Raw genomic sequence first — 24,669 nt, 5'->3', positions numbered from 1 at the left:
ACCTTCTACAAAAAATTTAAAAATAAATTAGCATTTTAAAAATCCTTTGCTAACTTTAGTGATGAAACGTACTCACATGGAGTGAGCGTAAATTAAATAAAAGGAATTTACTATGCTATACAAATGGTTTTCTCGTATATATCACGCAATTGTTTTTATTATTTTTCTTGGTTTATTTATTCACGTTTTTGCACCAATATTGGTTGAAGCAAGCCCGCTGTCTAACGCTTTTATTAATGAAATACACTATGATAATAGTGGTGGCGATCAAGGCGAATTTGTCGAAGTCGCTGGTGTTGCAGGTTTAAATTTAGCTGGTTGGTCATTGCACTTTTATAATGGTAGCAATGGTGAGGAATATAAAGTTCATACTTTTTCTGATTGGTTATTAAATGACTCTTCTGGTGGCTTTGGTTTTGCTGCAGTGAATATTACTGGTATTCAAAATGGCTCACCTGATGGCATTGTACTGGCGGATTCAGATCAAAATATTATCGAATTTATCTCTTATGAAGGGGCTTTTACTGCCAGTTCAGGGATTGCTGATGGATTGATAAGTACTGACATTGGTGCATTTGAGCCAAGTAACACGCCTATTGGCTTTTCATTACAACTTACAGGCTTAAATCAAAACTTCTCATGGACCGCTCCACAAGTAAGTACTTTTGGTAGTGTAAATGTTGGACAAAGTTTCCTTAGTAATAACTCTGACGCTATGAAAATACCAGAGCCTAGTTATATCTTTATGGTTTCTATAATTTGCTTATTAACTTTTCTTTTTGGCAAATCGTGGTTTTGTTTACCAAAAACAAGAATCTAAAACTTACTCAAATAGAATATATACCGTTCACCCTGAGCTTGTCGCCCTTCGACTATTCGTTCCTCATGCTCAGGATGAGCGGCAGAGCAAGATATGATTTTTTAAATCATAGTTTCCATTAACGCATATCCGTTTGCCCTGAGTTTGTTGTTCTTCGACTATTCGTTTCTTATGGTCAGGATGAACGGAAAGGCAGAATATTTTAAGTTATTACTTTCATTAGCGCGTAGCCGTTTGCCCTGAGCTTGTCGAAGGGTGAGTAAAACCCTATTCCCCTTTACATCAACCAGATAACTCCCCTATAATACGACATCTTTTGTTAAGGCTGGAGGCAAAGCGAAATCCCCCTTAACAAATCGCATAAAATTTTGATTGGTGAAATAAATAAGTGTCTAAAACAATAGAAAATAACGACCAAAATAATATGGATAACAAGTCACAAAGAACGCACGATCAAAATCAGTTTTCTTCAGATAACACCGCTATATTGCAACAACAATTGCTTTTATCCCAAATGCAACAAAACCAGTCACAAGATGATGAAATAGATTTAGCTGAATTATGGCGTGCTATTTGGGCTGGTAAATTTACCATTATTGCAATCAGCTTTATTTTTGCTGTCGCTTCTATCTTTTTCGCATTATCAAAACCTAATGTCTACAACGCTTCTGCAATACTAGCTCCAGCTTCAGCTGAGGGTGGTGCTGGTGGTTTAGCTGCTCTAGCAGGTCAATTTGGTGGTTTGGCAAGTATGGCTGGTATTAATCTAGGTGGCGGCGGTGGAGATAAAACAGCACTTGCGTTAGAAATTATTAAATCGCGCTCTTTTATTGAGAATTTCATAATTAAACATGATTTATTAGTACCCATAATGGCTGCTGAAAAATGGGATATGGCATCTGATACCTTGATTTTAGATAATGAATTATATGATGAGAGCAGTCAAAAATGGATTCGTGAAGTTAGTGCTCCTAAAAAGACGATACCATCGTCATGGGAAGCATTTAAAGAGTTCTCTGATTTACTCTCTGTATCACAAGATAAAACCTCTTCAATGGTGACTATCACGATAGAATACTATTCACCTGCTATGGCACAGCAGTGGTTAACTTGGTTAATTGCCGATGTTAATGAATATATGCGGGAACAAGATCAAAAAGAAGCACAAGATTCTATTGATTACTTAACCAAACAACTTGATAACACTAATGTTGCTAGCATGGAAACTGTTTTTTATCAGCTTATTGAAGAACAAACAAAAAACATGATGCTAACACAAGTTAAAGCGGAATATGTACTGAAAACCATAGATCCCCCCCAAGTACCAGATGAGAAGTCTGGCCCTAAACGAGCTTTAATAGTGGTATTAGGTACCATGCTTGGCGGTATGCTGTCAGTCTTAATTGTACTTATTCGTTATTTTTCGAATAATAATTAAATTGCTGGTAGTTGCACCTACTCATCATGAGTTTGTAAATTCAGGCTACTCGTTATTTTTACTTAGAACTATTGGGAGAGTCGAACTTCCATAATCTGTTCAAAGAGGGATTAAAAGTAAGTGAATTTCTTACTGACAATCAATTAATGAAAATTTTATTTTCTAACCAAACATATTTTTTAATAATTATTACTGTAATAAAGCAAAGACTCTAGTACAATCTTTAAAAAATAATGTATTTTACCAAAAATAAACTAAATGATATTACCAGTAATTATGTCTGGTGGCAGTGGAAGCCGACTATGGCCATTGTCACGTGCGCTCTACCCTAAACAGTTCCTTTCATTAATAACTGAAAATACCCTATTACAAGATACCATTAATCGCTTAGATGATACTTGCGGAGAGCCAATCATCATCTGTAATAACGAACACCGTTTTATTGTTGCTGAACAATTACGAGAGAATGAGACAAAAGCGAGTGATATTATTCTTGAGCCTATGGGGCGTAATACTGCTCCAGCTATCGCGTTAGCAGCATTTTCGGCCATAGAAAATTGTGACGATCCTTTGTTATTAGTGTTAGCTGCAGATCATGTTATTACTGATAATAATGCTTTTCAGAAATCAATTATTTCAGCTTCTGCTTTTGCAAAGCAGGGGAAACTGGTCACTTTTGGTATAGTGCCTACACGGGCTGAAACAGGTTATGGCTACATAAAACATGGTGGTATTCAATCTCATAAAGAAGAAGTCTATACAGTTGCAAGCTTTGTTGAGAAGCCTGATTTAGCTACTGCAGAAAAATATATAGCTTCTGGTATGTACCTGTGGAATAGCGGTATGTTTATGTTTAAAGCATCGCGATATTTAGAAGAGTTAGCAAGATTCTCTCCTGAAATTTTAACTGTATGTAAAGAAGCCTATAGTAATAAAAATCATGATTTAGATTTTACTCGTATTAACTCAGAAATTTTTGAAAAATGCCCTGATGACTCTATCGACTATGCTGTAATGGAGCATACTGAACATGCTGTTGTAGTGACTTTAAATGCTGGTTGGAGTGATATTGGTTCATTTTCTTCGTTATGGGAAGTTCATGAAAAAGATCAACAAGGTAATGTTACTCAAGGCGATGCTATTTCTCATAGTACCATTAACAGTTATATTAATGCGCAAAGCCGATTAGTAGTTACTGTAGGTGTTGATGATTTAGTAGTTGTTGAAACTAAAGATGCAGTACTCGTTTCTCATAAAGATAAAGTGCAAGATATTAAAGAAATTGTCAATCAATTAAAAGCTGACAATCGATATGAACATAAGCATCAACGTGAAGTCTATAGACCATGGGGTAAATACGATTCATTAGATTTTGGTCAACGAGATCAAGTTAAACGGATTACAGTAAAGCCAGGTGCAAAATTGTCAGTGCAAATGCACCACCATAGATCAGAACACTGGATAGTGGTTTCAGGCACGGCAAAAGTGACTATCGGTGATAAATCCTTTTTAGTGACTGAAAATGAGTCAACCTATATACCTATAGGCCAAGTACATGCACTTGAAAATTCAGGCGTATTACCTTTAGAGTTGGTTGAAGTGCAAACAGGATCATATTTAGGTGAAGATGATATTGTAAGGTTTGAAGATAAGTATGGAAGAAGCTAGTTAATTATTAGCTGAAAGTTTGTCATTTAGTATTAAAGTAAGTATTTATACTTAATAAAGATTATCACCTAAAGGTTTTAAGTAGAGGAAGTCATGGTAGTTAAAATTATTGCTGAAATAGGCGTAAATCATGCTGGAGATGTTACTTTAGCAAAAGAAATGATTGATGAAGCAAAAAGAGTAGGGGCAGATGCGGTTAAGTTTCAAACTTTTACAGCAGAGAAACTAGTTAGTGCGGGAACGCCTAAAGTTAGTTATCAAGAGTCAACTACCTCGAAAGGCGAGTCACATTACGAAATGATTAAATCATTAGAGTTCTCTTACGATGATCATATACCTGTTTTGAAATATTGTATAGAAAACGATATAGAGTTTATTTCTACCCCTTATGATATTGAAAGTGCGAGCTTTCTCGTTTCAATAGGGGTAACTACTTTTAAAACGGCGTCTGCAGATATCGTCGATTTGAGTTTACAGGAATATATTGCAAATAATGCAAAACATGCCATTGTTTCTACGGGGATGGCGACTCTAGGGGAAATTGAAAAAGTGGTTCATATTTATAAGCAGCATAATTGTAAATTGACTTTATTACACTGTGTTTCAAACTACCCTTGCCAATATTCAAGCTTAAATTTAAATGTAATGAATACTCTTAAAAATGCATTTTGTTGTGATGTGGGGTATTCTGATCATGCCGTTGGTCCTATACCAGCTGTAGCGTCAGTAGCACTTGGGGCCACAGTAGTAGAAAAGCACTTTACTTTAGATAAAAATATGGATGGCCCAGACCATAAAGCTTCTAGTAACCCAAAAGAATTTGAAGAGCTTGTTTCTGCAATACGTATAACAGAAAAGTCACTCGGTCACTTCGAAAAGAAAGTTCAAAGTGAAGAAATGCAAATGAAGCGTGTTTCTCGAAAAAGTTTATTTTTAAAAAGAGATATTGCTAAAGGTGAGAGATTCACAAAAGAACACTTTACTTTAAAAAGGCCAGGAACAGGCATATATGAATCAGAACTTGAAAATATTATAGGTAACCGTTCAACGAAGCAGATCAACGCTGGCTCTATGTTAGCATATGGAGATTTTTTTAGTGAATAAACCTTGTTTGATTGTTGGGTGTGGCTCGCATTGTTATTCAGTAATCTCAATTATTGAATCTAGAGATGAGTATGAAATTGTCGGGTTGATAGATACAGGTTTGGATTTTAATACAAATGAAACAAAAGGTAATTATTCGGTAATTGCAAACTTGGCTTTAATTGAAGATCAATTAGATGAATATCAAAGCTATAACTTTGCAATTGCAGTTGGTGATAATGAAGAAAGAGCAAGTATTTATAAAAGATTAAATGAAATGGGCTTATCTACACCTAATTTTATTTCAAAAAATACCTTTATTGATCGGACTGTTAAAATGGGCAACGGTAATATTGTTGCACACAATACTGTTTTAAACTCAATGGTCGAACTAGGGAATAATAACTTAATTAACACAGCTTCAATTGTTGAACACAATGCCTTCATAGGAGACAATAACCACCTTGGCCCTATGTCACTTATGTGCGGAAGTACTAGAATAGCTAATAATTGCTTTATAGGTGGCGGAGCTAATGTCTTACCTAATATAAGTATAAATTCATATTGCACAATAGGTGCTGGTGCAGTTCTTACTAAATCAATAAAGTTAGAAAATCAGGTGCTAGTCGGTGCACCCGCAAAGGTTAAATAAAATGCTCTATTTATCAACAGGTGGTTTTTCGAATAAATCTTTTACTGAAGTGTCAAAATTTTTTGATTCAAATGTTGTTAAAGGTCTTGAACTCTCATCAGGTTTATACACAGCAAATTTAATTAATGATTTAAGAAATGTTAATAATTTGTTTGATATAGCTTTACATAATTATTTTCCTGTTCCTAAAGAGCCGTTTGTTTTTAATTTAGCTAGTAACAATGCTGAAATAACTCGAATGAGTATGGAACATGCTAAAAATGCAATAAAGTTATCAGCAGAATTTGGCTGCTCGTATTATAGTTTTCATGCTGGCTATTTACTTGATCCGAGTGTCAATGAGTTAGGAAAAAATATAAAATTAAATAAGCTAATAAAGCGTAAATTAGGTCTTCAAAATTTTTTAGCCAAAGTTAATGAGCTTGCCGATTTTGCAAGAAGTTTAAATGTCTCATTACTCATTGAAAATAATGTGTTATCACTTGAGAATCTGCAGAACTTTAATGAGAACCCATTACTAATGGTTGATGAAAAAGAAACTGAATACATCTTTAGTTCGACAGCCTCTAATGTCCACTTGCTTGCTGATGTTGCGCATTTAAAGGTCTCTGCTAATTCATTAAAATTTAGTGCAAAAAAATACCTTCAAAATTTTGAAAGTATTATAAAAGGGGTGCACCTTAGTGATAATAATGGTGAAGCTGACACTAATGAAGGTTTTACAGAAGATGCTTGGTTTTTTGAGCATATTAAGCTTGATCTTGACTATTACTCTATTGAAGTTTATGAAAAAAATATTGCTAAGTTACATAATCAATATCAGCTTGTTGCTAAATATTTGGAGACCAAATGTTAGAACTTAAAGACCTTTGCATTGACTTAAAAGAGTCAATTTATTGTGCCCTTAAAAAAATTGATGCTAATGCTCAAGGAATTTTATTTGTTGTTGAAGACCTAAAACTAAAAGGTATTATTACAGATGGTGACATACGTCGTTCATTAATTAGAAAGGTTGCACTTGATACTCCCGTAGAAAATATATTTAACGAGCAGTATATAGCGTTAGATCATAAAGCAACCAATGAGACTATTCAGGCACATTTGAGCGATCGAATCAAACTCATTCCATTGATCGATAGTAAAGGCTATGTTGTTGATTTTGCTTCCATCCATAGGTTGCATCGTATTTCTGTCCTTGAACCATTACTTGGTGGAAATGAATTAGAATATGTAACGGAATGTATTAAAACAAATTGGATATCTTCGCAGGGTAAGTACGTCCAAAAATTTGAAGATGAAATTATGAAATACACTGGTGCAAAATATGCACTTGCTGTAAGTAATGGTACTGTTGCTCTTCACTTAGCATTAGTATCCTTAGGAATTAAGGAGGGGGACGAAGTTATTGTTCCTGATCTTACTTTTGGAGCTACTTTAAATGCGGTTGTCCTAGCTGGAGCCATACCTGTAATTGTTGATGTTGATGAGCAAAGCTGGAATATATCTCTAGAAAGGATAAAGGAAAGTATCACTAATAAAACAAAAGCTATCATGCCCGTACATATATATGGTATTCCTTGTGAAATGCGAGGAATTATGGAAATAGCAAACAAGCATAATCTACTGGTTATTGAGGATTGTGCCGAAGCTTTGGGTTCAAGTATAGAAGGTAGACATGTTGGTACTTTTGGTGAAGCAGGGACTTTTTCTTTTTTTGGCAATAAAGTTATTACTTGTGGCGAAGGTGGTGCTGTAACCTTTAATGATGAAGAAAGTTACAAAAGAGCCAAAATATTACGGGATCATGGAATGACTCCAGGGAAGCGATATTGGCATGATGTTGTTGGGTTTAATTATCGGTTGACTAATTTACAGGCCGCTGTTGGATGCGCACAATTTGAGCAGCTGCCAAGCTTTAGAGAAAAGCGTAAGTTACTTTTTTCATGGTATGAAAAATACTTACTATCATCAGGTTATTTCAATGTGCAACTTTATAAGAATGAATATCAGTCAAGCTATTGGTTATTCACAGCCTTGATAAAAAAATCTTGCTTTATAGATCGAGATTTGCTGATAGAAAAGTTAGGAAAACAAGGTATTGACTCCAGGCCTGTATTCTATCCAATGTCCAAAATGCCACCCTTCCTAGAATACAGCACTAATTTAAAGGGAATGAGTGAGAAAGTTTCAAATAATGGAATAAGTTTGCCGACCTCTGTTTATTTATCTGAAGATGACGTTAAAAATATAGCTAATAGAGTAATAGGCTGCATTAAGTCAAATCTTGATTTAAGGGAAATCGAACAAAATGCTTAATCAGCACAGGGTTGTTGCTTTAATTCCTGCTAGGGCTGGAAGTCAAAGATTACCAAATAAAAATATTCTTGAATTAGCCGGAAAACCACTTATTGCTTGGACAGTTGATGAAGCTTTAAAATCTCAATACATTGATGAGGTTTATGTCAGTACTGATAGCGATGTTATTAGGGATATAGCTGTAAGTTTTGGAGCTAAAGCTCCATTTTATAGGCCTAAAGAATTATCTCATCATACAGCTTCGACGGATGATGTATTATTACACGCGATAAATGAACTTCAGTTGTCAGATACCGATATAATCGTTTTGTTACAGCCAACATCACCTTTAAGAAGCTCTTATGATATAGATGCTGCAATCAGTTTGTTGGCCCAAGATGGGGTAGATGGATCTGTAACGTTATGTGAGTGTGAGCATAGCCCATTATGGGCAAATACTTTACCTGAAGATTTTAATTTAGGTAATTTTATCGATAAAAAGCTCAGTAATACTCGTAGCCAAGATTTACCTAGACACTACCGTTTAAATGGTGCTGTTTATGCTTATAGAGTAACATTTTTAAAAAAGCACAAAGCAAGGGTTTATACAAAAAATATAAAGGCAAGTATCATGCCTTCAGAGCGCTCAATTGATATTGATGTGCGATTAGATTTTGATATTGCCAGTATACTGGCTAAAAGAAGTCTGGAAATCGATTAAGCAATTTTGATTTCCTTACAATCCTATTTTATTTTAAAAAATTAAGTTTGAGAGAGTTTTAAATGAGTAAAGTTGCGTTAATTACGGGAATTACAGGTCAAGATGGTTCTTACTTAGCTGAGTTTTTGTTAGATAAAGGTTATACAGTCCATGGTATTAAACGCCGCTCATCTTCTTTCAATACAGAAAGACTAGATCACATAGAACAGGACAGATACAACGATGAAACAAAATTGTTTCTTCACTATGGAGACTTATCTGATAGTTCAAATTTAATTCGTATCATTAGAGAAGTTCAACCTGATGAAATATATAACTTAGGTGCTCAGTCACATGTTGCCGTTTCATTTGAGTCCCCAGAATATACTGCAGATGTAGATGCTTTAGGCACTTTGAGGTTGTTAGAAGCTATTCGTTTTTTAGGTTTAGAAAAGAAGACTCGATTTTATCAAGCCTCAACATCAGAATTGTATGGTCTAGTACAGGAAATACCACAGAAAGAAAGTACTCCTTTCCATCCGCGCTCACCATATGCTGTAGCAAAAATGTATGCTTATTGGATTGCGGTGAATTATCGCGAAGCATATGGGATGTATGCTTGTAATGGAATTCTATTTAACCATGAGTCCCCTCGACGAGGCGGGACGTTTGTTACTCGAAAAATAACTCGAGCATTAGCCAATATTTCTCAAGGGTTAGAGACTTGTTTGCATTTAGGAAATATGGATGCTTTGCGTGATTGGGGTCACGCAAAGGATTACGTTCGAATGCAGTGGATGATGTTGCAACAAGATAAACCTGAAGATTATGTAATCGCAACAGGAAAACAAATATCAGTAAGAGAGTTTGTTCGGTTATCAGCTAAAGAGCTTGGTGTGACGCTTGACTTTAAAGGTAAAGGTGTTGATGAGATAGCAGTTGTAGCAGCTATTGAAGGTGATAGTGCGCCAGCGTTAAAAGTTGGAGATGTTATTGTTTCAGTAGATCCTCATTATTTCAGACCAGCAGAGGTTGAAACTTTATTAGGGGACCCTTCAAAAGCTAAAAAGGATCTAGGTTGGGAGCCTGAAATAACTGTTGAAGATATGTGCTCAGAAATGGTTAGAAGTGATTTAGAAAAGGCAAAGCAGCATGCTCTTCTTCAAAAATATGGGCATGAAATTAATATAGCAACTAGTCGCTAATGTTTTCATTGATTATTATGTCTGTAAGTTTACTTAAATCAGGCTTTTTCTCTTGTGTTATTAAATAAATAGAAAGTTAGATTTAATGTTTAAACAGAAAGCTTTAATAATAATAGCCTTTAAAAGTTTATTTTTAAAATTTATTGGTGCAGGTGTTAACTTTTTAGTAGGGATCCTGATAGCTAGACTGTTGGGAGCATCTGACTTTGGTGTCTATTCAATTGTTTTCTCGTTAGTTTTTTTGATGGGGACCTTAGTTAGTTTGGGATTGGGGAGTTATTATACTAAGGAAGTTGCTATTTTAGCTGCTTCTTCTCGTTTTAATTTGATTGGTGGTTTATACAGAAGAGCAGATAGGTTAACTTTATTTATCACTCTTTTGGCTTTAATAATTTTTTGGGGATTAATTCAAAGTAATTTATTAGGTGTTACTTGGACGGATTTAACAGTAATAGGGTGGTTTACCGCTTTTTTTGTTGTGCCTTTAATTTCATTAAATATTGTAAGAGCTTCATTGTTAAGGGGATTAGGTAGAGTAATAATAGCTGACTTACCTGATTTATTGATTAGACCTTCCACAATACTGTTAATAACTTTAATCTTACTTTTTTTTAGTGGCTCTTTCAGTGTAAGTGAAGCTTTTATTGTTCAGTTCTTTGCGTATTTTTGGACCTTTATTGTATTGTCAAAGTACCTTCAAGGTTCGGTACAAAAAAATCATCATGATGATTGTGAGAAAAGCTCTAAAGCAATAATAAAGACATCTACTGTTTTTTTTTTAATAAGCTTATTTACAATTTTACAGCCTCAAATTCCTTTGTATATTACAAGTAATATTCTAGGAACTAAAAGTGCAGGTGTTTTTCAATCTTGTTTGTACTTAGTAAATATTCTAGTAATTGGATTAACTGCTGTAAATAGTCCTTTACAGCCTAAATTGGCACAAGCTTGGGCTGCTAAAAACCTTACTGAAACACAAAATCTTATCAGATTATCCTCAAGGTTAGCTTTTGCAATCTCACTTATTTTTTTTACTGTGATTTATTGGGGAGCTGAATATATTTTAGCACTATATGGTGAAGAGTTTATTGTAGGTAAAAGCACTTTGAAAATATTGGTATTTGGACAACTAATAAACGCTTTCTGTGGACCCTGTGCGATTTTTTTAATTATATCAGGTAGACAAATGGTGGTTTTATTTGGCTTTATGGGCGCTAGTTTTATGGCTCTACTTTTAGGCAGTATATTTATTTCAGAATATAAGCTTGAAGGTGCAGCATGGCTCTCTATGTTAATGATAGTTTTTTGGAATTTATTTATGGCGGGTTATAGTTTTTTTAAAATGAATATTTCTACATTTTCGTTTGGACTTACCCCTGTGTTGAAAAAGGTATGAGCATTTAAGGTTAAAAAATGAATATATTGTATGGGCGGTCAGATATTAAATTAGGTGGGCCAGGCATTGTAATGCTGAAAAGTGCTTTGGCTTTGAAAGAAAAAGGCCACCAAATTTATACTGTTAGTGGTGGTGGTGCGTTACATGGAAATTTTGAAGAGGTTGGGATACCTTCTATAGTTATTGAGGAGCTTCTAATAGAGAAAAGAGGAGTAATCAATATGCTGAGGGTGGTATTACAAATAAGAAAAATAATCAATAAATTTAATATTGATGTAGTTCATGGGCATAATCTAATTACAACACTTTTAATGTATTGTGCAGCATTGTTTTGTAGAAGAAAAGTTGCTGTTTATACAACAATACATGGTCGTGGTAAAGAAAATTACTATAAATATGCTCCTGGTAAACTAATTGCTGTATCTGAATTTGTTAAAGGGATATTAGTTTCAGCAGGGGTTAAAGAAAATAAAGTTACAGTTATTCATAATGGCTTTGTGAATATAAAAACAACTCCAGTTACTAATTTAGTGAAGAGTAAACAAATTAACAAAAAAGTTGAGGTTATTAATCTCGTAAGTGTAGGAGTTATGACTGGCTATAAAGGGCACAAAAGGATAATAGATTCTTTAAGTCGAACTTTTATGGACTATGAAAATGTTAAATTGCAATTTATTGGGGATGGGATCAAAAAAAACGAATTGATTTCATATGTTGATAAATTAGGTTTAAGGGACAGAATTACTTTCTTGGGGGAAAGGGGGGATGTACCAGTACTGTTATCTAAAGCGGATATCTTTATTCATGTTCCTGATACTGAAACTTTTGGAATTGTTGTTTTAGAAGCCATGGCAGCTGGCCTTCCCGTAGTTGCATCCAATGTTGGCGGAATACCTGAATTAATTGATGATGGAGTATCAGGTTTTTTAGTTGAAAATAGACCTGATGAAATTGCTAATAAAGTAGAGTCTTTAATAAAAGATCAAAGCCTTAGGCTTGATTTGGGCTTAGGAGCAATTGATAAAGTTAAGCAAGCATTTGATCATAATATTGTAATTTCTAAGTATGAGGAATTATATCTAACAGGTATTAAAGACTAAGGTAAGTAATAATGAATAAGATAAAGAATTTTTTTGTATTAATGAAAAGCTTATTAAAGCTTAACCGAAACTCTATTGTCGTATATCAAATGGGGAAAGTTGGCTCTTCATCTATAGAGAAGTCTTTGAAAGAGCAGGGTATACATGCTTTACATATACATAAAGTAACGACATCTAATATTTATTTTTATGATTTAGGCTTAATTGATCCTTTAAAAAAAATAAGAGCAACAATTTTGTTTTTTATCATGCATTTAGTTTTTAAGTTAAAGTCTTTTAAAGTTATCACAATTGTTAGGGACCCTATTGATCGAACTATATCGCAAATGTTCCATCATATTGATTTGTTAATTTATTCTCATAATAAATCAAACTCAAGAAAGGAAATAGATGCAAACTCTTTATTTAAAGAAATTCTTTATCAAGATGTTAATTTAAAATATGCAGAAGAGTGGATGGAAAAAGAGTTTAATAAATGCCTAGGTGGGGATTTTAAGAAGTGCTCTTTTAATAAGGAAAAGGGCTATGGGTATGGACAATTAGGTAAAAAGAAGGTTTTATTCTTAAAGTTTGAATTATTAAATGATTTAGAATCTGTTATTGGTGAGTTTTGTGGTAAAGAAAACTTTGTGATTAGTTCTACTAATAGAAGTAATAAAAAATGGTATAGTGATTTATATAAAGACTTCAGGGCTAATATAAAAATTGAAAAAAACACTTTAGATAAGATGTATGATAATGATTTCTATAAACACTTTTATACTCAAGAAGAATTACAGAAAAAATATGAAATATATTTAGAAGAGAAAAATAATATATAAGGCTCTATAAGTCCTATTTATTTCCAGACATTTATTTAAACCAGGATATGGAGTGATATTTAAACTCGCTTTTATTCTGGCTATATTGATTATTTATTAATGAGTATTTGATGGCTTTAGATTTTCATGAAGTGTTGTTTCGTAGAGTAATAGTTTCATTATTTTTTTTTACGATTCTTCTAATAAGCGAAAAAGTTTATTCAACTTTTTTTGGTTTTGAATTTCTTATTATAATATTAACTATTATTAATATTTTAATTTTTCCTAAGCTATTTATATCAAAGTGGCCTTCAATATTTCTTATTGGTTTTTGTGTTTATTTCCTTATCGTTATCCTTTCTGTTCTAGTAAATCCGAGTTCTTTTTTACATAGTTTGATGTACTTTAATTTGATACTACTATTTTTAGTTAACTTACCATCACTTAATAAAAGTAAAAGTAATTTAATAGAAGTTATAAGAGCTATTAATATTATTGTTTTTTTGCTAATAGGTTTTTTTATTCTATCAAATGCAGGTTTATATGTTAGGGGAGGATTCTTTTTACCAAAATTTGAATATATTCCTATATTATCTAACCCTAATGCTATTGGTTATTTGGTTTATGTGGGCTTTTCTTTTTCTATATTTTTATATAGTCACTTTAAAGCCAAGAGATATATGTTTTTAACTATCTTTTATTTATTGAGCTTAGCCTTTATTCCTCCTGTTTTAACTGCGTATGTTTGCATAGCTGCATATTTATCGATTTTACTTTATTTGCGAACAAATTTTTTTTTAAAAGTAATAATCATTATATGTATATTGATAAGTATCTTAAGTATTATCCACCTCATAAGCACAAATTTTGATACATATAGATTTTTATTTTCGTATCGGGATGTTCTTTATGTTAAATCATATAATAAAATAATAGATAATCTTTGGTTAGGCTATGGAATTGAAAACTGGGGGATTCTATTTATTGATATGAAAAACCCTCATAATTTTTTATTATATCAGGGACTTTCGTTTGGTGTTGTTGCAATGTTTCTATACTTTTTCTTTTTTCTTTGGTTAATTTTGAAAAATCAAAGGAGGTGTAAAGAATCATTTTATGGGCATTTATATGCTCAATCTATAGTTAACCTATTAGTGATGTTGGTTTTTGTCGCCATGCCCGGTAATTATCAAGATATTAGTATTCTAATTTCTATTTCATTTGTAATAATCATTAATGGTACTTTTTATGTAAGAAGAACTAGAAAGAGTTAAGCACACCCAGTTTTATCAATTCATGATTATATTATATCAATTTGGGGAGCTTTTAGACTTAAGTTGATTTAAATTTGTATAGAAATTTTTTAATAAGGTTTAGTTTGTAAATATGTTTAATTATCTTTTTATCACTAACACCCCAGAGATTGCTGTATTTGCTGAGTCTTGTGGCGTTACAAGAATTTTTGTTGATTTGGAAACACAAGGAAAATTAGAGCGGCAAGGTCATCTCGATACAGTAATTAGTGAACATAGTTTTGATGATATTGAAAGTATAAAAAAAGTTCTTTGTACATCTGAATTATTAGTAAGGTTAAACCCTTTTCATGAAGGCTCCGAATTAGAAGTTGAAAGGGCTATTTCTAAAGGAGCAGATATTATTATGCTCCCAATGATTAAGAATATCGAGCAAGTTATTGAAATGGGAACTTTTATTAATGGAAGAGCAAAATTTATCCCTTTAATAGAGACTATAGCATCAGCAGAAATTGTTAATGATATTGATAACTTAGAGTGTGTAGATGAACTACATATAGGCTTGAATGATCTACATTTAGAGTTTGGCCTAAATTTTATGTTTGAATTAATCACTAATGGCTACGTTGACAATATGGTTTCTAGATTGACTAAGCCATTTGGTATCGGTGGTATAGCAAGAGTAAATCAAGGAGAAGTGAGTGGGGAATCGGTTATGGCACAACATATCCGGTTAAATTCGACGGGGGTGATATTATCTCGAGCTTTCCATCTAAGGGCTTCTTCTTTAGCTGATTTAAAAAATAAAATAGATCTTGAAAAAGAAATAGCCTTGCTTAATGAAGTAAGAAATAAACTTCTTTTAGAGTCTGATGATAAAAGAGAGGAACGTTTACTCTCTTTTAAACATTCTGTTGCAAAAGTGGTTGCATAATGATGAAGCGATTATTTGATTTATTAGTTTCTTTTTTTAGTTTGTGCTTGATATTGCCAGTACTGTTGGTTGTTTCAGTTTTTATAAAGCTTGATGGAGGCCCTATTATCTATAGACAAATAAGAGTCGGCTTGAACGGTAAAAAATTTGGGATATATAAATTTAGAAGTATGGTTATTAATGCAGATCAAATAGGGGGGCATTCAACTTTACCCGGTGATAAACGAGTAACAACAATAGGTAAAATTATTCGTAAAACGAGTATTGATGAGCTTCCACAATTGGTGAATGTTATTATAGGGGATATGAGCCTTGTTGGCCCAAGGCCAAATGTCTTCGCACAAAGAGAAGAGTATACAGAACTTCAATGGAATAAAAGAAATAGTGTTTTGCCAGGAATTACCGGGATTGCACAATCAAGAAATAGGTCAAATGCAACTTGGCAAGAACGGTTTGATATGGATATGGAATATGTTGAAAATAAGTCATTTATGTTAGATTTAAAGATTATTTTTTTAACATTTAAGCAAGTGTTATTTAAAGGCGGACATTAATTTATGTGTGGAATTTTTGGTTATTATGACCAGACTAAACAATCTATTTCTGAGCAGGAAATTAAAGAAATGGGGAATATAATTGACTATAGAGGCCCAGATGGACAAGGGATATATAGTAACAGTGCTTTGGGTGTCGCTTTAGGTAATCAGAGACTTGCCATCTTAGATCTAGCTCATGGCGACCAACCTTTTTTTTCAGCCGATGGTAGTATTACAGTTGTACAAAACGGAGAGATATTTAACCATGTTGAGTTGGCAGCAGAGCTCTCTAAAGCAGGTTACCCATGCGTAACTCATTGCGATACAGAAGTTATACTTCGTTTATATGAAAAAGATGGAATTGAAGGAATAAAACATCTCAATGGGATGTTTGCGATTGCAATTTATGATGAGAATATTGACGCTGTTTATCTTGTAAGAGATAGAGTTGGAGAAAAACCATTTCATTACTCATTTGAAAAAGAGAGATTAATTTTTGGTTCTGAAATAAAATCAATTTTGACTTTATTTCAGCCTAAAATAAACTACGATTCTTTAAATCAATTTCTCTCTTTTAATTATGTCCCCATGCCTGAAACTATGTTTAAAGGGATTTATCATGTGAAACCTGGTCACTATATTAAGGTTACAAGGACAGAATTTGAAGAAGTGAAATGGTGGGACTTGTCGAAGATAAAAAGTAATAATGATAAATCCGAGACAGAGTGGATTGAAGATTTTAATAAAGTTTTAGATGATGCAGTTATGTTAAGGTTACGCTCCGATGTTCCGTTTGGTGCATTTCTTTCTGGCGGGGTTGACTCGAGCAGTGTTGTTGGTTTAATGGCAAAGCACCTGGATTCACCAGTGAAAACGTATTGTATAGGCTTTGATGATCCTAAGTATGATGAATCACCTTTTGCATTAAAAGCTGCTCAGAGATTTAATACGGATCATAAATCTGAAAAAGTAGAACCAAATTTATTATCTCTTTGGCCTATGGCAACCTATCACTGTGATCAACCTCATGGTGATGTTTCCTTCCTACCTACATACCGTGTTGCTAAATTGGCTTCTACAGATGTGAAGATGGTCTTAACCGGAGATGGTGCCGATGAATTATTTGCAGGGTATGATAAATATAAGGAGTTTTTCTCAAATGAGGAACACTTCAAGTGCAGTAATCCTAGCTTTCAGTTAAAGTATTCAAAAAGTATTGAGTTGTTTGCACCTGAAAGAATTGACTTACTTTTGAGTGAAAATGTTAAAAATAACCTTACGAATAAGAGTAACTATTTGTCAAAAGTGGAAGACACTATCAGTGAGGTTTCGCATATGGATCGTATTAATCAAGCATTATATCTTGACACTCAGTTGTTATTATCCGGAAACAATTTAGTTAAGCCTGACAGAATGGGAATGGCCGTTTCGATTGAAAATAGGGCTCCTTTCCTTGATTATAGGTTAATTGAGTTGGCTTTTTCGATGCCAGGAAATTTGAAAATTAAAGAAGGTGAAACTAAATATATTTATAAAAAAGCTGTGTCAAGTTTAATAGGTGAAGATTTGGCCTATAGAAAAAAGCAGATGTTTACAGTCCCAGTTGGAGAATGGTTTAAAAATTCGCTTAAAGAATTATGTGAAGAGTTGCTTTTCAGTAAAAGGACAAAAACTAGAGGTTTTTTCAACTACTCTTATGTAGAGAATTTACTCGATGAACATTGTGTAGGAAAAAGAAATAATACTCGAGAGATACGCGCTTTAATGGCTTTTGAGTATTGGTGCAGGGAATTTCTTGATTAGATGAAAAAATTATTAATGGTTTGTTATGGTGGTGGGCATGTCAAAATTATTGCACCACTTTATCTAGCGCTTAAAGATAAATTCAATGTGACTATTTTGGCACTTACAGCATCTGGTAAGTATTTAGAGCAATTTAAAATCCCTTTTATAAGGCTGAGTGATATTGACGAACTTATTACAGATGAAGTTATAGCTTATGGCGAAATGCTTGTTAATAATACAGATAATCATCAAACCGTTCCATTGAAAGAAAGTATTGTTTATCATGGTTTATCATTCAAGGACTTAATTGAAAGAGAAACTTCACAATCTAAAGCTCTTGAAAAATTTAATAAACTAGGCCGTTCATGCTTTTTGCCAGTAAAAACATTTCAATATATTATTAAGAGTTTATCTCCAGATTTAGTGTTGGCAACTAATGCCCCTAGAGGAGAAAGGGCGGCACTGATATCAGCTAAAAACCAGTCTATACCAACTATATGTATTAATGATAATGCTTGGATTAGAAATGGAATAAAGGATGTAGCAGACTTAAATTGTGCTGATGTTATTTGTGTCTTATCAGATGAGGTAAAAACTGCTCTTATCGCAGCTTCTTCTTTTCCTGAAGAAAGAATCATTGTTACCGGAACACCTGTTTTTGATAACTTAAAAAAGTTAAATGTTACGCCTAAAAAAAATAAAAAGGATTTAACAATACTCTTAGCTGATTGCGAGCTTCCTGCATACTCTCCATTTTATCCGAATGTAAAAGCAGATGAGCATTTAGGTTATAAAATAAGGTGTAAATTAAATGAATTAGCATATTCAAATAAATGGAATGTTATCTTCAGGTCTCATCCTACTCAAGATTGTAACTATAATGAGTTTAAAAACATAACTGTTTCACATCAAGGGGATTCCCTCCATGAATTACTTATTAATGTCGATGTTATCATCACGGCTATTAGTACAGTTGGTCTTGAGGGGAGAGCTTTAGGTATAGGGCTTGTTTCAATTGAAGGGAGTGTGTACAGAGAGTTGGGTTCTTATGAAGAGATAGGGTTATCTACTGGAGTTTGGGGAGAAGAGCAATTAGAAAGTGCGATAAAATCTGAACTTGATAAAAATGTAAATAATACTTATCTTTATAACGGATTAGCGATTACTAATATAGAGCAAGTTATTGAAAAACTATTGTGTTAATTGAGCTAAATTTATTAAAATCGTTTTAGAGAAAGTTTTTTAAGTTCTTTAAAAAATAATTGGAATAAATAGACCCAGTGATACGATTTTTGTAATCACCAGCTTTAAATGCCAGCTTGATTGAGTTAATAAATAGAGGTGTTATCTATTTATATTATGTATAATGACGCTTATGTTTGAAATTACACCATATGTATTGCATATTTTTTATCATGCAATTCTGCTTATGCCTTTCAGGAATTTACAATAAAAATATGAGTGAATCTAATTCTTCTATGGATGTTTTGTTTAGAGCCCCTCGCCCAATTAAGCGCTTAATAAGTGTTTTTGCTGATTTATTTTTTGTTGGGACAGCTTTTTGGACTGCAATGCTTGTCAGACTCGATAATCCCGCTATTTTTAATGATTCAAAATCGTGGTTGTTACTATTCTCATTAATTCCTTTTGCGCTTATTATTAATATTAAGTTAGGTCTTTATAGAGCAATAATTCGATTTATCAGTAGTAAAGCCGCTGCAACGATTAGTATCGCTGTTTTACTTACCACCTTGTCGCTGATTTTACTTTCTTTTTATCTACACGTATCTCTTCCTAGAACAGTACCTGTTGTTTTTGCAGCTTTTTTAATGATACTGGTTGGTGGTAGCCGCTTTGTTGTTAGAGCTATGGTATCAAAACAGCATGGAGTGAAAAAAGAGCCTGTAATTATTTATGGTGCAGGCTCGTCTGGGCGACAGTTAGCGCAATCACTTATTCAAGGGAATGAATATACGCCTGTGGCTTTTATTGATGATGATAAGGCTATACAAAAAAGTATTATTCAAAGCATTGCTGTTTTTAACCGTAGTGAATTACATAAATTAATAAAGAAGCATTCTGTAAAACGAATTCTACTCGCTATGCCTCGAGATAATAAAAAGCGTATTGCTAAGGTTTTAAGTCGATTAGAAAATTTATCCGTAGAAATATTATCTATTCCTGGCTCTGCTGATTTAGTCAGTGGTAATGCTAAAATTGATGAATTACATGAAGTGTCAATTGATGATTTATTAGGTCGTGATTCAGTAAATCCTAATGAAGAATTACTTCAGGCTAATATAAAACATAAGTCGGTAATGATTACGGGGGCTGGTGGCTCTATCGGCTCAGAGCTTTGTCGTCAAATTTTAAAACAACGCCCTAAAAAAATTGTATTGATGGAACTGTCGGAATTCGCTTTATATAAAATAAATGGTGAGTTGCAAAAGCTAGCTAGTAAGCTTGATTATGATTTACCTATTATTCCCCTCTTAGGCTCTGTTCAACATAAAAATCGTTTATTAACGGTTATGCGCACCTTTAATGTGCAAACTATTTACCATGCGGCTGCATACAAACATGTACCTGTAGTTGAGCATAATGTTATTGAAGGTGTCAGAAATAATATATTTGGAACGCTTTTTGTTGCAGAAGCCGCTATAGAAGCACAAGTAGAAACCTTTGTACTTATCTCAACAGATAAAGCGGTACGCCCAACAAATGTAATGGGTACCACAAAACGTATGGCTGAGTTGGTGTTACAAGCCTTAGCTGACAAAACGATGAAAGCTAAAGGAAAAACACGTTTTTGTATGGTGCGCTTTGGTAATGTACTAGGCTCTTCTGGATCAGTTGTTCCGTTATTTAGAGAGCAAATCAAAAGTGGTGGCCCAGTTACGGTTACACATCCTGAAATAATACGCTACTTTATGACAATTCCTGAAGCTTCTCAGTTAGTTATTCAAGCTGGTGCAATGGGGAAAGGCGGAGATGTTTTTGTGTTGGATATGGGTGATCCCGTTAAAATAGCCGATCTTGCAGCTAAGATGATCCGTTTAAGTGGCATGACTGTGATGGATGCTACCAACCCTGATGGTGATATTGCTATCGAGTTTACTGGATTACGTCCAGGCGAAAAACTTTTTGAAGAACTGCTCATTGGTGATGATATTACACAAACAGAGCATCGTCGTATTATGTCGGCTCATGAAGTTTGGCTTTCATGGCCTGAACTTGAAAAAATATTAGTTAAGCTTGATGAAGCTTGTCATCAATTTGCCCATGAAGAAATTAGACGTTTGATGTTACAAGCACCTACTGGCTTTGTACCTAAAGATGGAATCTGTGATCTAGTGTGGAATGCAACAGCAACCACTGATTAGATTTTTGCTGAAGTAGTACAACTCTTTTTTTGAATATACTCATAGGTAATACCCTTCGACAAGCTCAGGGCGAACGGGACAAATTTATTCGTTAGACTCATGGCGAACGGCGTAGAGTATTTCGACAAGCTTAGGGCGAACGGGGAAAATTTATTCGTTAGTTTCAGAGCAAGCGGCAATGGTTTCTTCGTTAGACATAGGGCTAATAGGATTGATTCTTTTGATGGTTTCAGAGCGAGCCGCTTGGAGTATTTCTACAAGTTCAGGGCGAACAGCGTGAAGTATTTCGACAAGCTCAGGGCTAACTCAACAAATTTATTCGTTAGTTTCAGAGCAAGCGGCACTGATTTTTTCGTTAGCCTTAGGGCGAAGAGGATTGACTCTATTGATTGGCTTAGGGCGAATTGAATTACTTCTTACAACGGGGTCAGAGCGGTCGTAGTTGGTTGCACCTATGTTTTCTTTTGAATGTATTCTAGCTAGTTTGACGCTCTTCAACTTCTCATTTTTCTTACTCAGGGTAAATGGTAATTACAGTTAACTCTGAGCTTATCGAAGAGTCAGTAAATTTAACTTATCATAACAGTTTTCACAAAAAGCAATCCTTCTTTCAAATTCATACTCTACCTTATATGAATAAGTATTAATAAGCCCTTTATTCCAGTTATTTACTCATATAGAATGAAGTTAAACAAAATATATTAAGGATGAAAATGTCTAAACAAATCACCAAAGCCGTTATTCCCGTTGCTGGACTAGGTACACGTATGTTACCAGCAACTAAAGCTATCCCTAAAGAAATGCTTCCAATTGTTGATAAACCTTTGATTCAATACATAGTCAATGAGTGTATTGATGCAGGTATAAAAGAAATTGTTTTAGTTACGCATTCTTCTAAAAATGCCATCGAAAACCATTTTGATAAATCCTTTGAGCTTGAAACTACGCTTGAAAAACGTGTTAAGCGTCAGTTGTTAGAAGAAATTCAAGCTATTTGTCCTAAAGATGTGACTATTTTACATGTACGTCAAGGGGAAGCTAAAGGGTTAGGTCACGCGGTTTTAAAAGCGCGTCCAATTATTGGCAATGAGCCGTTTGCTGTGGTATTACCAGATGTTATTTTAGATGACGCTTCTGCAGATTTAAAAACTGAAAACCTAGCCGCCATGCTTGCACGATATGACAAAGTAGGAGGGTATAGCCAAGTTATGGTTGAACCTGTGCCTATGGAGCTAGTGAGTAGTTATGGTGTTGTAGACTGTGGAGGGGTAGCGCTATCTGAAGGCGAGTCTCAGCCAATGACTGCAGTTGTTGAAAAACCTCCTGTTGATGAAGCTCCTTCTAATTTAGCGGTTGTTGGTCGTTATGTATTGTCTGAGAAAATTTGGGATTTACTGGAGTTTACACCACCAGGTGCAGGTGATGAAATACAGCTAACAGATGCGATTGCAAGCTTAATGAAGCTTGAAATGGTTGAAGCTTTTCATATGTCAGGTAAATCACATGATTGTGGCTCTAAATTAGGTTATATGAAAGCTAATGTTGAATATGCTTTACGTCATAGTGAGTTAGGCGAAGACTTTAAAGAGTTTCTACAGGATTTTCTTAAGTAATTTTTTTAAGTAATTTTGATTTAGCTTTTTGTTGCCCCTTCTAATATGTTTTATAACCCTTCGACAAGCTCAGGGCGAACGGATATAGGGGCAAAGTGCTAAAGATGTACAAGGCTTAGTATGTACAAGGCTTAGTATGTAAAAGGCTTAGTATGTAAAAGGCTTAAGATGGAAATCGGATTAAGGCAGAAAAAAGGATTGTAACTTCTGTGTGAATGGAACAAGTACATCTGACTGCATTGTACGTAATGTAGTTGAAGTTTAATACGACATTTAAGTGAGGGAATAAAACAGAGGTAACCGTCCTTGATTACACATCCCTGTTTTAGTCATCCTATTGTGATCTCCTATCACATAACTTCATCCTGAAGTGTCCCTATAAAGAGCTCCTGCTCAGTTGTTATTGCTAACTTTATTAAAGATAGAAGCTAATTTATTTTTTGCAAATAATTTTTATAAATTTTTATATTAGGCTTCTTTTAAGCTGTGTGTTTATGCGGTTAAGCACAAGCAAGTTGCAGGGTATATGAATCAACTTAGGCAGAGGTTCTGAAAACTTTAGGGGAGTGAATTAGATTGGTAATTGAGATAGTGATAGAAGGCAGTAACTCTATTTACAGTGCCTTCTATCGTGATTACGTAATTGGGTTGCTGTTTTAAGAAGCCGCTTTATGTGCCTTCATAAACTCTACAGCTTTGCTTATTGCTTTTTTAACTTTTGTTTCCATTTCAAAGCGTTCTGAAGCTGGCAAATAAAATGCCATATCAACTTCATGGCGAATATAACGGGTTGGTAGTTGGTTGAGCACTACACAAGTTAAATCAGCAATAAAGTCTTCATCATATTTTTCGTCAAATTTCCCTACAGAGAAATGATCCATTACTAATTTTTCATAATAATTATGAATGTCGTCAGAAATTTTCATATGTTATTTCACTTTAAGTCAGTCTGTATATTCAAAGATTAACCTGTGTTTGAGTAAAATGCTAATTCATTAATGGGTTATTTGAAGGTATTTTTAACTTCTTTTGATTGTCTATTTAAGTACTTAGCCTTCAGATAGAGTACATAGGCTTGTGACTTTATGTTCGTTGGGCAGTTAAACTATAGTTTCATAGCTTGTACTTAGTGGGTTTACTAGCCGCGTTTCTCTGCAAGCTCAATATCCCTTTCTATCATTGAAATCGCTTTTCTACATCTACCTAAGCGCTGATGTAATGCTAATACTTCGGCTGATAATTTTACATTGTCACTGGCTTTACAATTTAGGTGTTGTGACTCTCGCTCTGAGACCATATCCATTAATCTTCTTTCAAACTCGTGGTGTTCAGCTAATTTTTGATAGAGCTGATGACTAGAAAGAGTGAGGCTTTTTGTCATGCTCTTATATTTATTTTGTGTTTTAGATTTTTTAATTTTTACTTTTTTATGGGCGTCAAAGCTTAGTTTAGCCGCTTGATGTAGTGTGGCGTTGGCATTTAAGGCGGTAGCTATTGCAATTATTTGTTGCTCTATTTGCTGTAATAGCTCTGTGGAATAGATGATTTTGTTCGAGTTAATTAATCGAGAATACTCGGGAAGTTTTTTTTGAATTTCTTTGATATATGGACCAAACGTATCACTTCGGGTAATAAAAAGATTTGCTGAAAATAGATCATTATTTTCAATTAAGCGATGTGCTTTTTCTGCCGCATTTTTTTTATCAATTTTTTCTGCTTTTGTGGCTAATTGTGTTAGCAAAGAAGATAGGCGCTCTAATTGACTCATAAATTATTAAATTAACTAGGTGGTTCTTTTATCTGGCTAGTATCCTCTATCTGATGGTAGGTTTCTAATACTTCTTGATATAGTTTCGATGAACCTTGCATTTCTCTTGAAAGTTACAAATTGATAACAAGGAAAATTGATTGTTTGTCATGTTATCTTTACGAAGGTTTTGTTTTTCTAATTAAGTTGTTGATAATCAGGTGTTTTAATTGTTGTTGTTTTTTGTGAACTATAAAAATG

At 33.9% G+C, this 24,669-nt stretch carries 21 protein-coding genes; 19 read left to right on the top strand and 2 right to left on the bottom strand.

Annotated features, from left to right (window positions below):
- Positions 1-112: 112 nt before the first annotated feature.
- From AC27GZ_RS00285 to galU, 19 genes are all read left to right on the top strand, one after another.
- Entirely contained in the window at positions 113-820 is a 708-nt protein-coding gene (locus AC27GZ_RS00285; RefSeq protein ID WP_487092872.1) for a lamin tail domain-containing protein, read from the top strand.
- Between the two features lie 514 nt (positions 821-1,334).
- The gene (locus AC27GZ_RS00280) at positions 1,335-2,258 is read left to right on the top strand and encodes a Wzz/FepE/Etk N-terminal domain-containing protein (RefSeq protein ID WP_487093807.1); all 924 of its coding nucleotides are present in this window, start codon (positions 1,335-1,337) and stop codon (positions 2,256-2,258) included.
- Positions 2,259-2,516: 258 nt separating this feature from the next.
- The gene (locus tag AC27GZ_RS00275) at positions 2,517-3,926 is read left to right on the top strand and encodes a mannose-1-phosphate guanylyltransferase/mannose-6-phosphate isomerase (protein ID WP_487092871.1); all 1,410 of its coding nucleotides are present in this window, start codon (positions 2,517-2,519) and stop codon (positions 3,924-3,926) included.
- Between the two features lie 93 nt (positions 3,927-4,019).
- Positions 4,020-5,030 (top strand): N-acetylneuraminate synthase, encoded by a 1,011-nt coding sequence (gene neuB, locus AC27GZ_RS00270; protein WP_487092870.1) that lies wholly within the window; start codon positions 4,020-4,022, stop codon positions 5,028-5,030.
- The gene (locus AC27GZ_RS00265; RefSeq protein WP_487092869.1) at positions 5,023-5,661 is read left to right on the top strand and encodes a NeuD/PglB/VioB family sugar acetyltransferase; all 639 of its coding nucleotides are present in this window, start codon (positions 5,023-5,025) and stop codon (positions 5,659-5,661) included. Before neuB ends, AC27GZ_RS00265 begins: the two co-directional genes overlap by 8 nt.
- Before the next feature lie 49 nt (positions 5,662-5,710).
- On the top strand, positions 5,711-6,517 hold the full coding sequence (locus AC27GZ_RS00260; protein WP_487092868.1) for a TIM barrel protein: 807 nt from the start codon (positions 5,711-5,713) through the stop codon (positions 6,515-6,517).
- Positions 6,511-7,977 carry an aminotransferase class I/II-fold pyridoxal phosphate-dependent enzyme gene (locus AC27GZ_RS00255; protein ID WP_487092867.1) on the top strand — a complete coding sequence of 489 codons (1,467 nt, stop codon included), beginning with the start codon at positions 6,511-6,513 and terminating at the stop codon, positions 7,975-7,977. Before AC27GZ_RS00260 ends, AC27GZ_RS00255 begins: the two co-directional genes overlap by 7 nt.
- On the top strand, positions 7,970-8,677 hold the full coding sequence (locus tag AC27GZ_RS00250; RefSeq protein ID WP_487092866.1) for an acylneuraminate cytidylyltransferase family protein: 708 nt from the start codon (positions 7,970-7,972) through the stop codon (positions 8,675-8,677). The genes AC27GZ_RS00255 and AC27GZ_RS00250 overlap by 8 nt, the downstream gene beginning before the upstream one ends.
- 62 nt (positions 8,678-8,739) lie before the next feature.
- Positions 8,740-9,861 (top strand): GDP-mannose 4,6-dehydratase, encoded by a 1,122-nt coding sequence (gene gmd / locus AC27GZ_RS00245; protein ID WP_487092865.1) that lies wholly within the window; start codon positions 8,740-8,742, stop codon positions 9,859-9,861.
- A gap of 85 nt (positions 9,862-9,946) precedes the next feature.
- Positions 9,947-11,257: a lipopolysaccharide biosynthesis protein gene (locus AC27GZ_RS00240; protein WP_487092864.1), complete on the top strand. Its 1,311-nt coding sequence runs from the start codon at positions 9,947-9,949 to the stop codon at positions 11,255-11,257.
- Between the two features lie 17 nt (positions 11,258-11,274).
- The gene (locus AC27GZ_RS00235) at positions 11,275-12,357 is read left to right on the top strand and encodes a glycosyltransferase family 4 protein (RefSeq protein ID WP_487092863.1); all 1,083 of its coding nucleotides are present in this window, start codon (positions 11,275-11,277) and stop codon (positions 12,355-12,357) included.
- Positions 12,358-12,368: 11 nt separating this feature from the next.
- A complete protein-coding gene (locus AC27GZ_RS00230) occupies positions 12,369-13,178 on the top strand; it encodes a putative capsular polysaccharide synthesis family protein (protein ID WP_487092862.1) in 810 nt (269 codons plus the stop codon).
- A 110-nt stretch (positions 13,179-13,288) separates the two neighbouring features.
- The gene (locus AC27GZ_RS00225; protein ID WP_487092861.1) at positions 13,289-14,431 is read left to right on the top strand and encodes a hypothetical protein; all 1,143 of its coding nucleotides are present in this window, start codon (positions 13,289-13,291) and stop codon (positions 14,429-14,431) included.
- 112 nt (positions 14,432-14,543) lie between these two features.
- On the top strand, positions 14,544-15,344 hold the full coding sequence (locus AC27GZ_RS00220) for an aldolase/citrate lyase family protein (protein ID WP_487092860.1): 801 nt from the start codon (positions 14,544-14,546) through the stop codon (positions 15,342-15,344).
- Positions 15,344-15,898 carry a sugar transferase gene (locus tag AC27GZ_RS00215; protein WP_487092859.1) on the top strand — a complete coding sequence of 185 codons (555 nt, stop codon included), beginning with the start codon at positions 15,344-15,346 and terminating at the stop codon, positions 15,896-15,898. Before AC27GZ_RS00220 ends, AC27GZ_RS00215 begins: the two co-directional genes overlap by 1 nt.
- 3 nt (positions 15,899-15,901) lie before the next feature.
- A complete protein-coding gene (gene asnB / locus AC27GZ_RS00210) occupies positions 15,902-17,683 on the top strand; it encodes an asparagine synthase (glutamine-hydrolyzing) (protein ID WP_487092858.1) in 1,782 nt (593 codons plus the stop codon).
- Positions 17,684-18,868 (top strand): CDP-glycerol glycerophosphotransferase family protein, encoded by a 1,185-nt coding sequence (locus tag AC27GZ_RS00205; protein WP_487092857.1) that lies wholly within the window; start codon positions 17,684-17,686, stop codon positions 18,866-18,868.
- Positions 18,869-19,122: 254 nt separating this feature from the next.
- A complete protein-coding gene (locus tag AC27GZ_RS00200) occupies positions 19,123-21,048 on the top strand; it encodes a polysaccharide biosynthesis protein (protein WP_487092856.1) in 1,926 nt (641 codons plus the stop codon).
- Between the two features lie 713 nt (positions 21,049-21,761).
- Entirely contained in the window at positions 21,762-22,661 is a 900-nt protein-coding gene (gene galU / locus AC27GZ_RS00195; protein WP_487092855.1) for a UTP--glucose-1-phosphate uridylyltransferase GalU, read from the top strand.
- A gap of 656 nt (positions 22,662-23,317) precedes the next feature.
- Here galU and AC27GZ_RS00190 read toward each other — a convergent pair.
- A complete protein-coding gene (locus AC27GZ_RS00190) occupies positions 23,318-23,587 on the bottom strand; it encodes a late competence development ComFB family protein (protein WP_487092854.1) in 270 nt (89 codons plus the stop codon).
- A 212-nt stretch (positions 23,588-23,799) separates the two neighbouring features.
- Positions 23,800-24,429 (bottom strand): primosomal replication protein PriC, encoded by a 630-nt coding sequence (gene priC / locus AC27GZ_RS00185; RefSeq protein ID WP_487092853.1) that lies wholly within the window; start codon positions 24,427-24,429, stop codon positions 23,800-23,802.
- Between the last annotated feature and the right edge of the window lie 240 nt (positions 24,430-24,669).

It is taken from the genome of Colwellia sp. SU-HH00943, assembly GCF_057546125.1.
The sequence above is the reverse complement of the archived record's forward strand: the minus strand, read 5'-3'. Positions and strand labels throughout refer to the sequence as shown.

Bases quoted from the DNA above. Each gene is read 5' to 3' on its own strand.
- gmd (WP_487092865.1), top strand. From the start codon at position 8,740: ATGAGTAAAGTTGCGTTAATTACGGGAATTACAGGTCAAGATGGTTCT.
- neuB (WP_487092870.1), top strand. From the start codon at position 4,020: ATGGTAGTTAAAATTATTGCTGAAATAGGCGTAAATCATGCTGGAGAT.
- AC27GZ_RS00205 (WP_487092857.1), top strand. From the start codon at position 17,684: ATGAAAAAATTATTAATGGTTTGTTATGGTGGTGGGCATGTCAAAATT.
- AC27GZ_RS00190 (WP_487092854.1), bottom strand. From the start codon at position 23,587: ATGAAAATTTCTGACGACATTCATAATTATTATGAAAAATTAGTAATG.
- AC27GZ_RS00230 (WP_487092862.1), top strand. From the start codon at position 12,369: ATGAATAAGATAAAGAATTTTTTTGTATTAATGAAAAGCTTATTAAAG.
- AC27GZ_RS00285 (WP_487092872.1), top strand. From the start codon at position 113: ATGCTATACAAATGGTTTTCTCGTATATATCACGCAATTGTTTTTATT.
- galU (WP_487092855.1), top strand. From the start codon at position 21,762: ATGTCTAAACAAATCACCAAAGCCGTTATTCCCGTTGCTGGACTAGGT.
- AC27GZ_RS00235 (WP_487092863.1), top strand. From the start codon at position 11,275: ATGAATATATTGTATGGGCGGTCAGATATTAAATTAGGTGGGCCAGGC.
- priC (WP_487092853.1), bottom strand. From the start codon at position 24,429: ATGAGTCAATTAGAGCGCCTATCTTCTTTGCTAACACAATTAGCCACA.
- AC27GZ_RS00275 (WP_487092871.1), top strand. From the start codon at position 2,517: ATGATATTACCAGTAATTATGTCTGGTGGCAGTGGAAGCCGACTATGG.
- AC27GZ_RS00220 (WP_487092860.1), top strand. From the start codon at position 14,544: ATGTTTAATTATCTTTTTATCACTAACACCCCAGAGATTGCTGTATTT.
- AC27GZ_RS00280 (WP_487093807.1), top strand. From the start codon at position 1,335: ATGCAACAAAACCAGTCACAAGATGATGAAATAGATTTAGCTGAATTA.
- AC27GZ_RS00250 (WP_487092866.1), top strand. From the start codon at position 7,970: ATGCTTAATCAGCACAGGGTTGTTGCTTTAATTCCTGCTAGGGCTGGA.
- AC27GZ_RS00255 (WP_487092867.1), top strand. From the start codon at position 6,511: ATGTTAGAACTTAAAGACCTTTGCATTGACTTAAAAGAGTCAATTTAT.
- AC27GZ_RS00215 (WP_487092859.1), top strand. From the start codon at position 15,344: ATGATGAAGCGATTATTTGATTTATTAGTTTCTTTTTTTAGTTTGTGC.
- AC27GZ_RS00200 (WP_487092856.1), top strand. From the start codon at position 19,123: ATGAGTGAATCTAATTCTTCTATGGATGTTTTGTTTAGAGCCCCTCGC.
- AC27GZ_RS00240 (WP_487092864.1), top strand. From the start codon at position 9,947: ATGTTTAAACAGAAAGCTTTAATAATAATAGCCTTTAAAAGTTTATTT.
- AC27GZ_RS00225 (WP_487092861.1), top strand. From the start codon at position 13,289: ATGGCTTTAGATTTTCATGAAGTGTTGTTTCGTAGAGTAATAGTTTCA.
- asnB (WP_487092858.1), top strand. From the start codon at position 15,902: ATGTGTGGAATTTTTGGTTATTATGACCAGACTAAACAATCTATTTCT.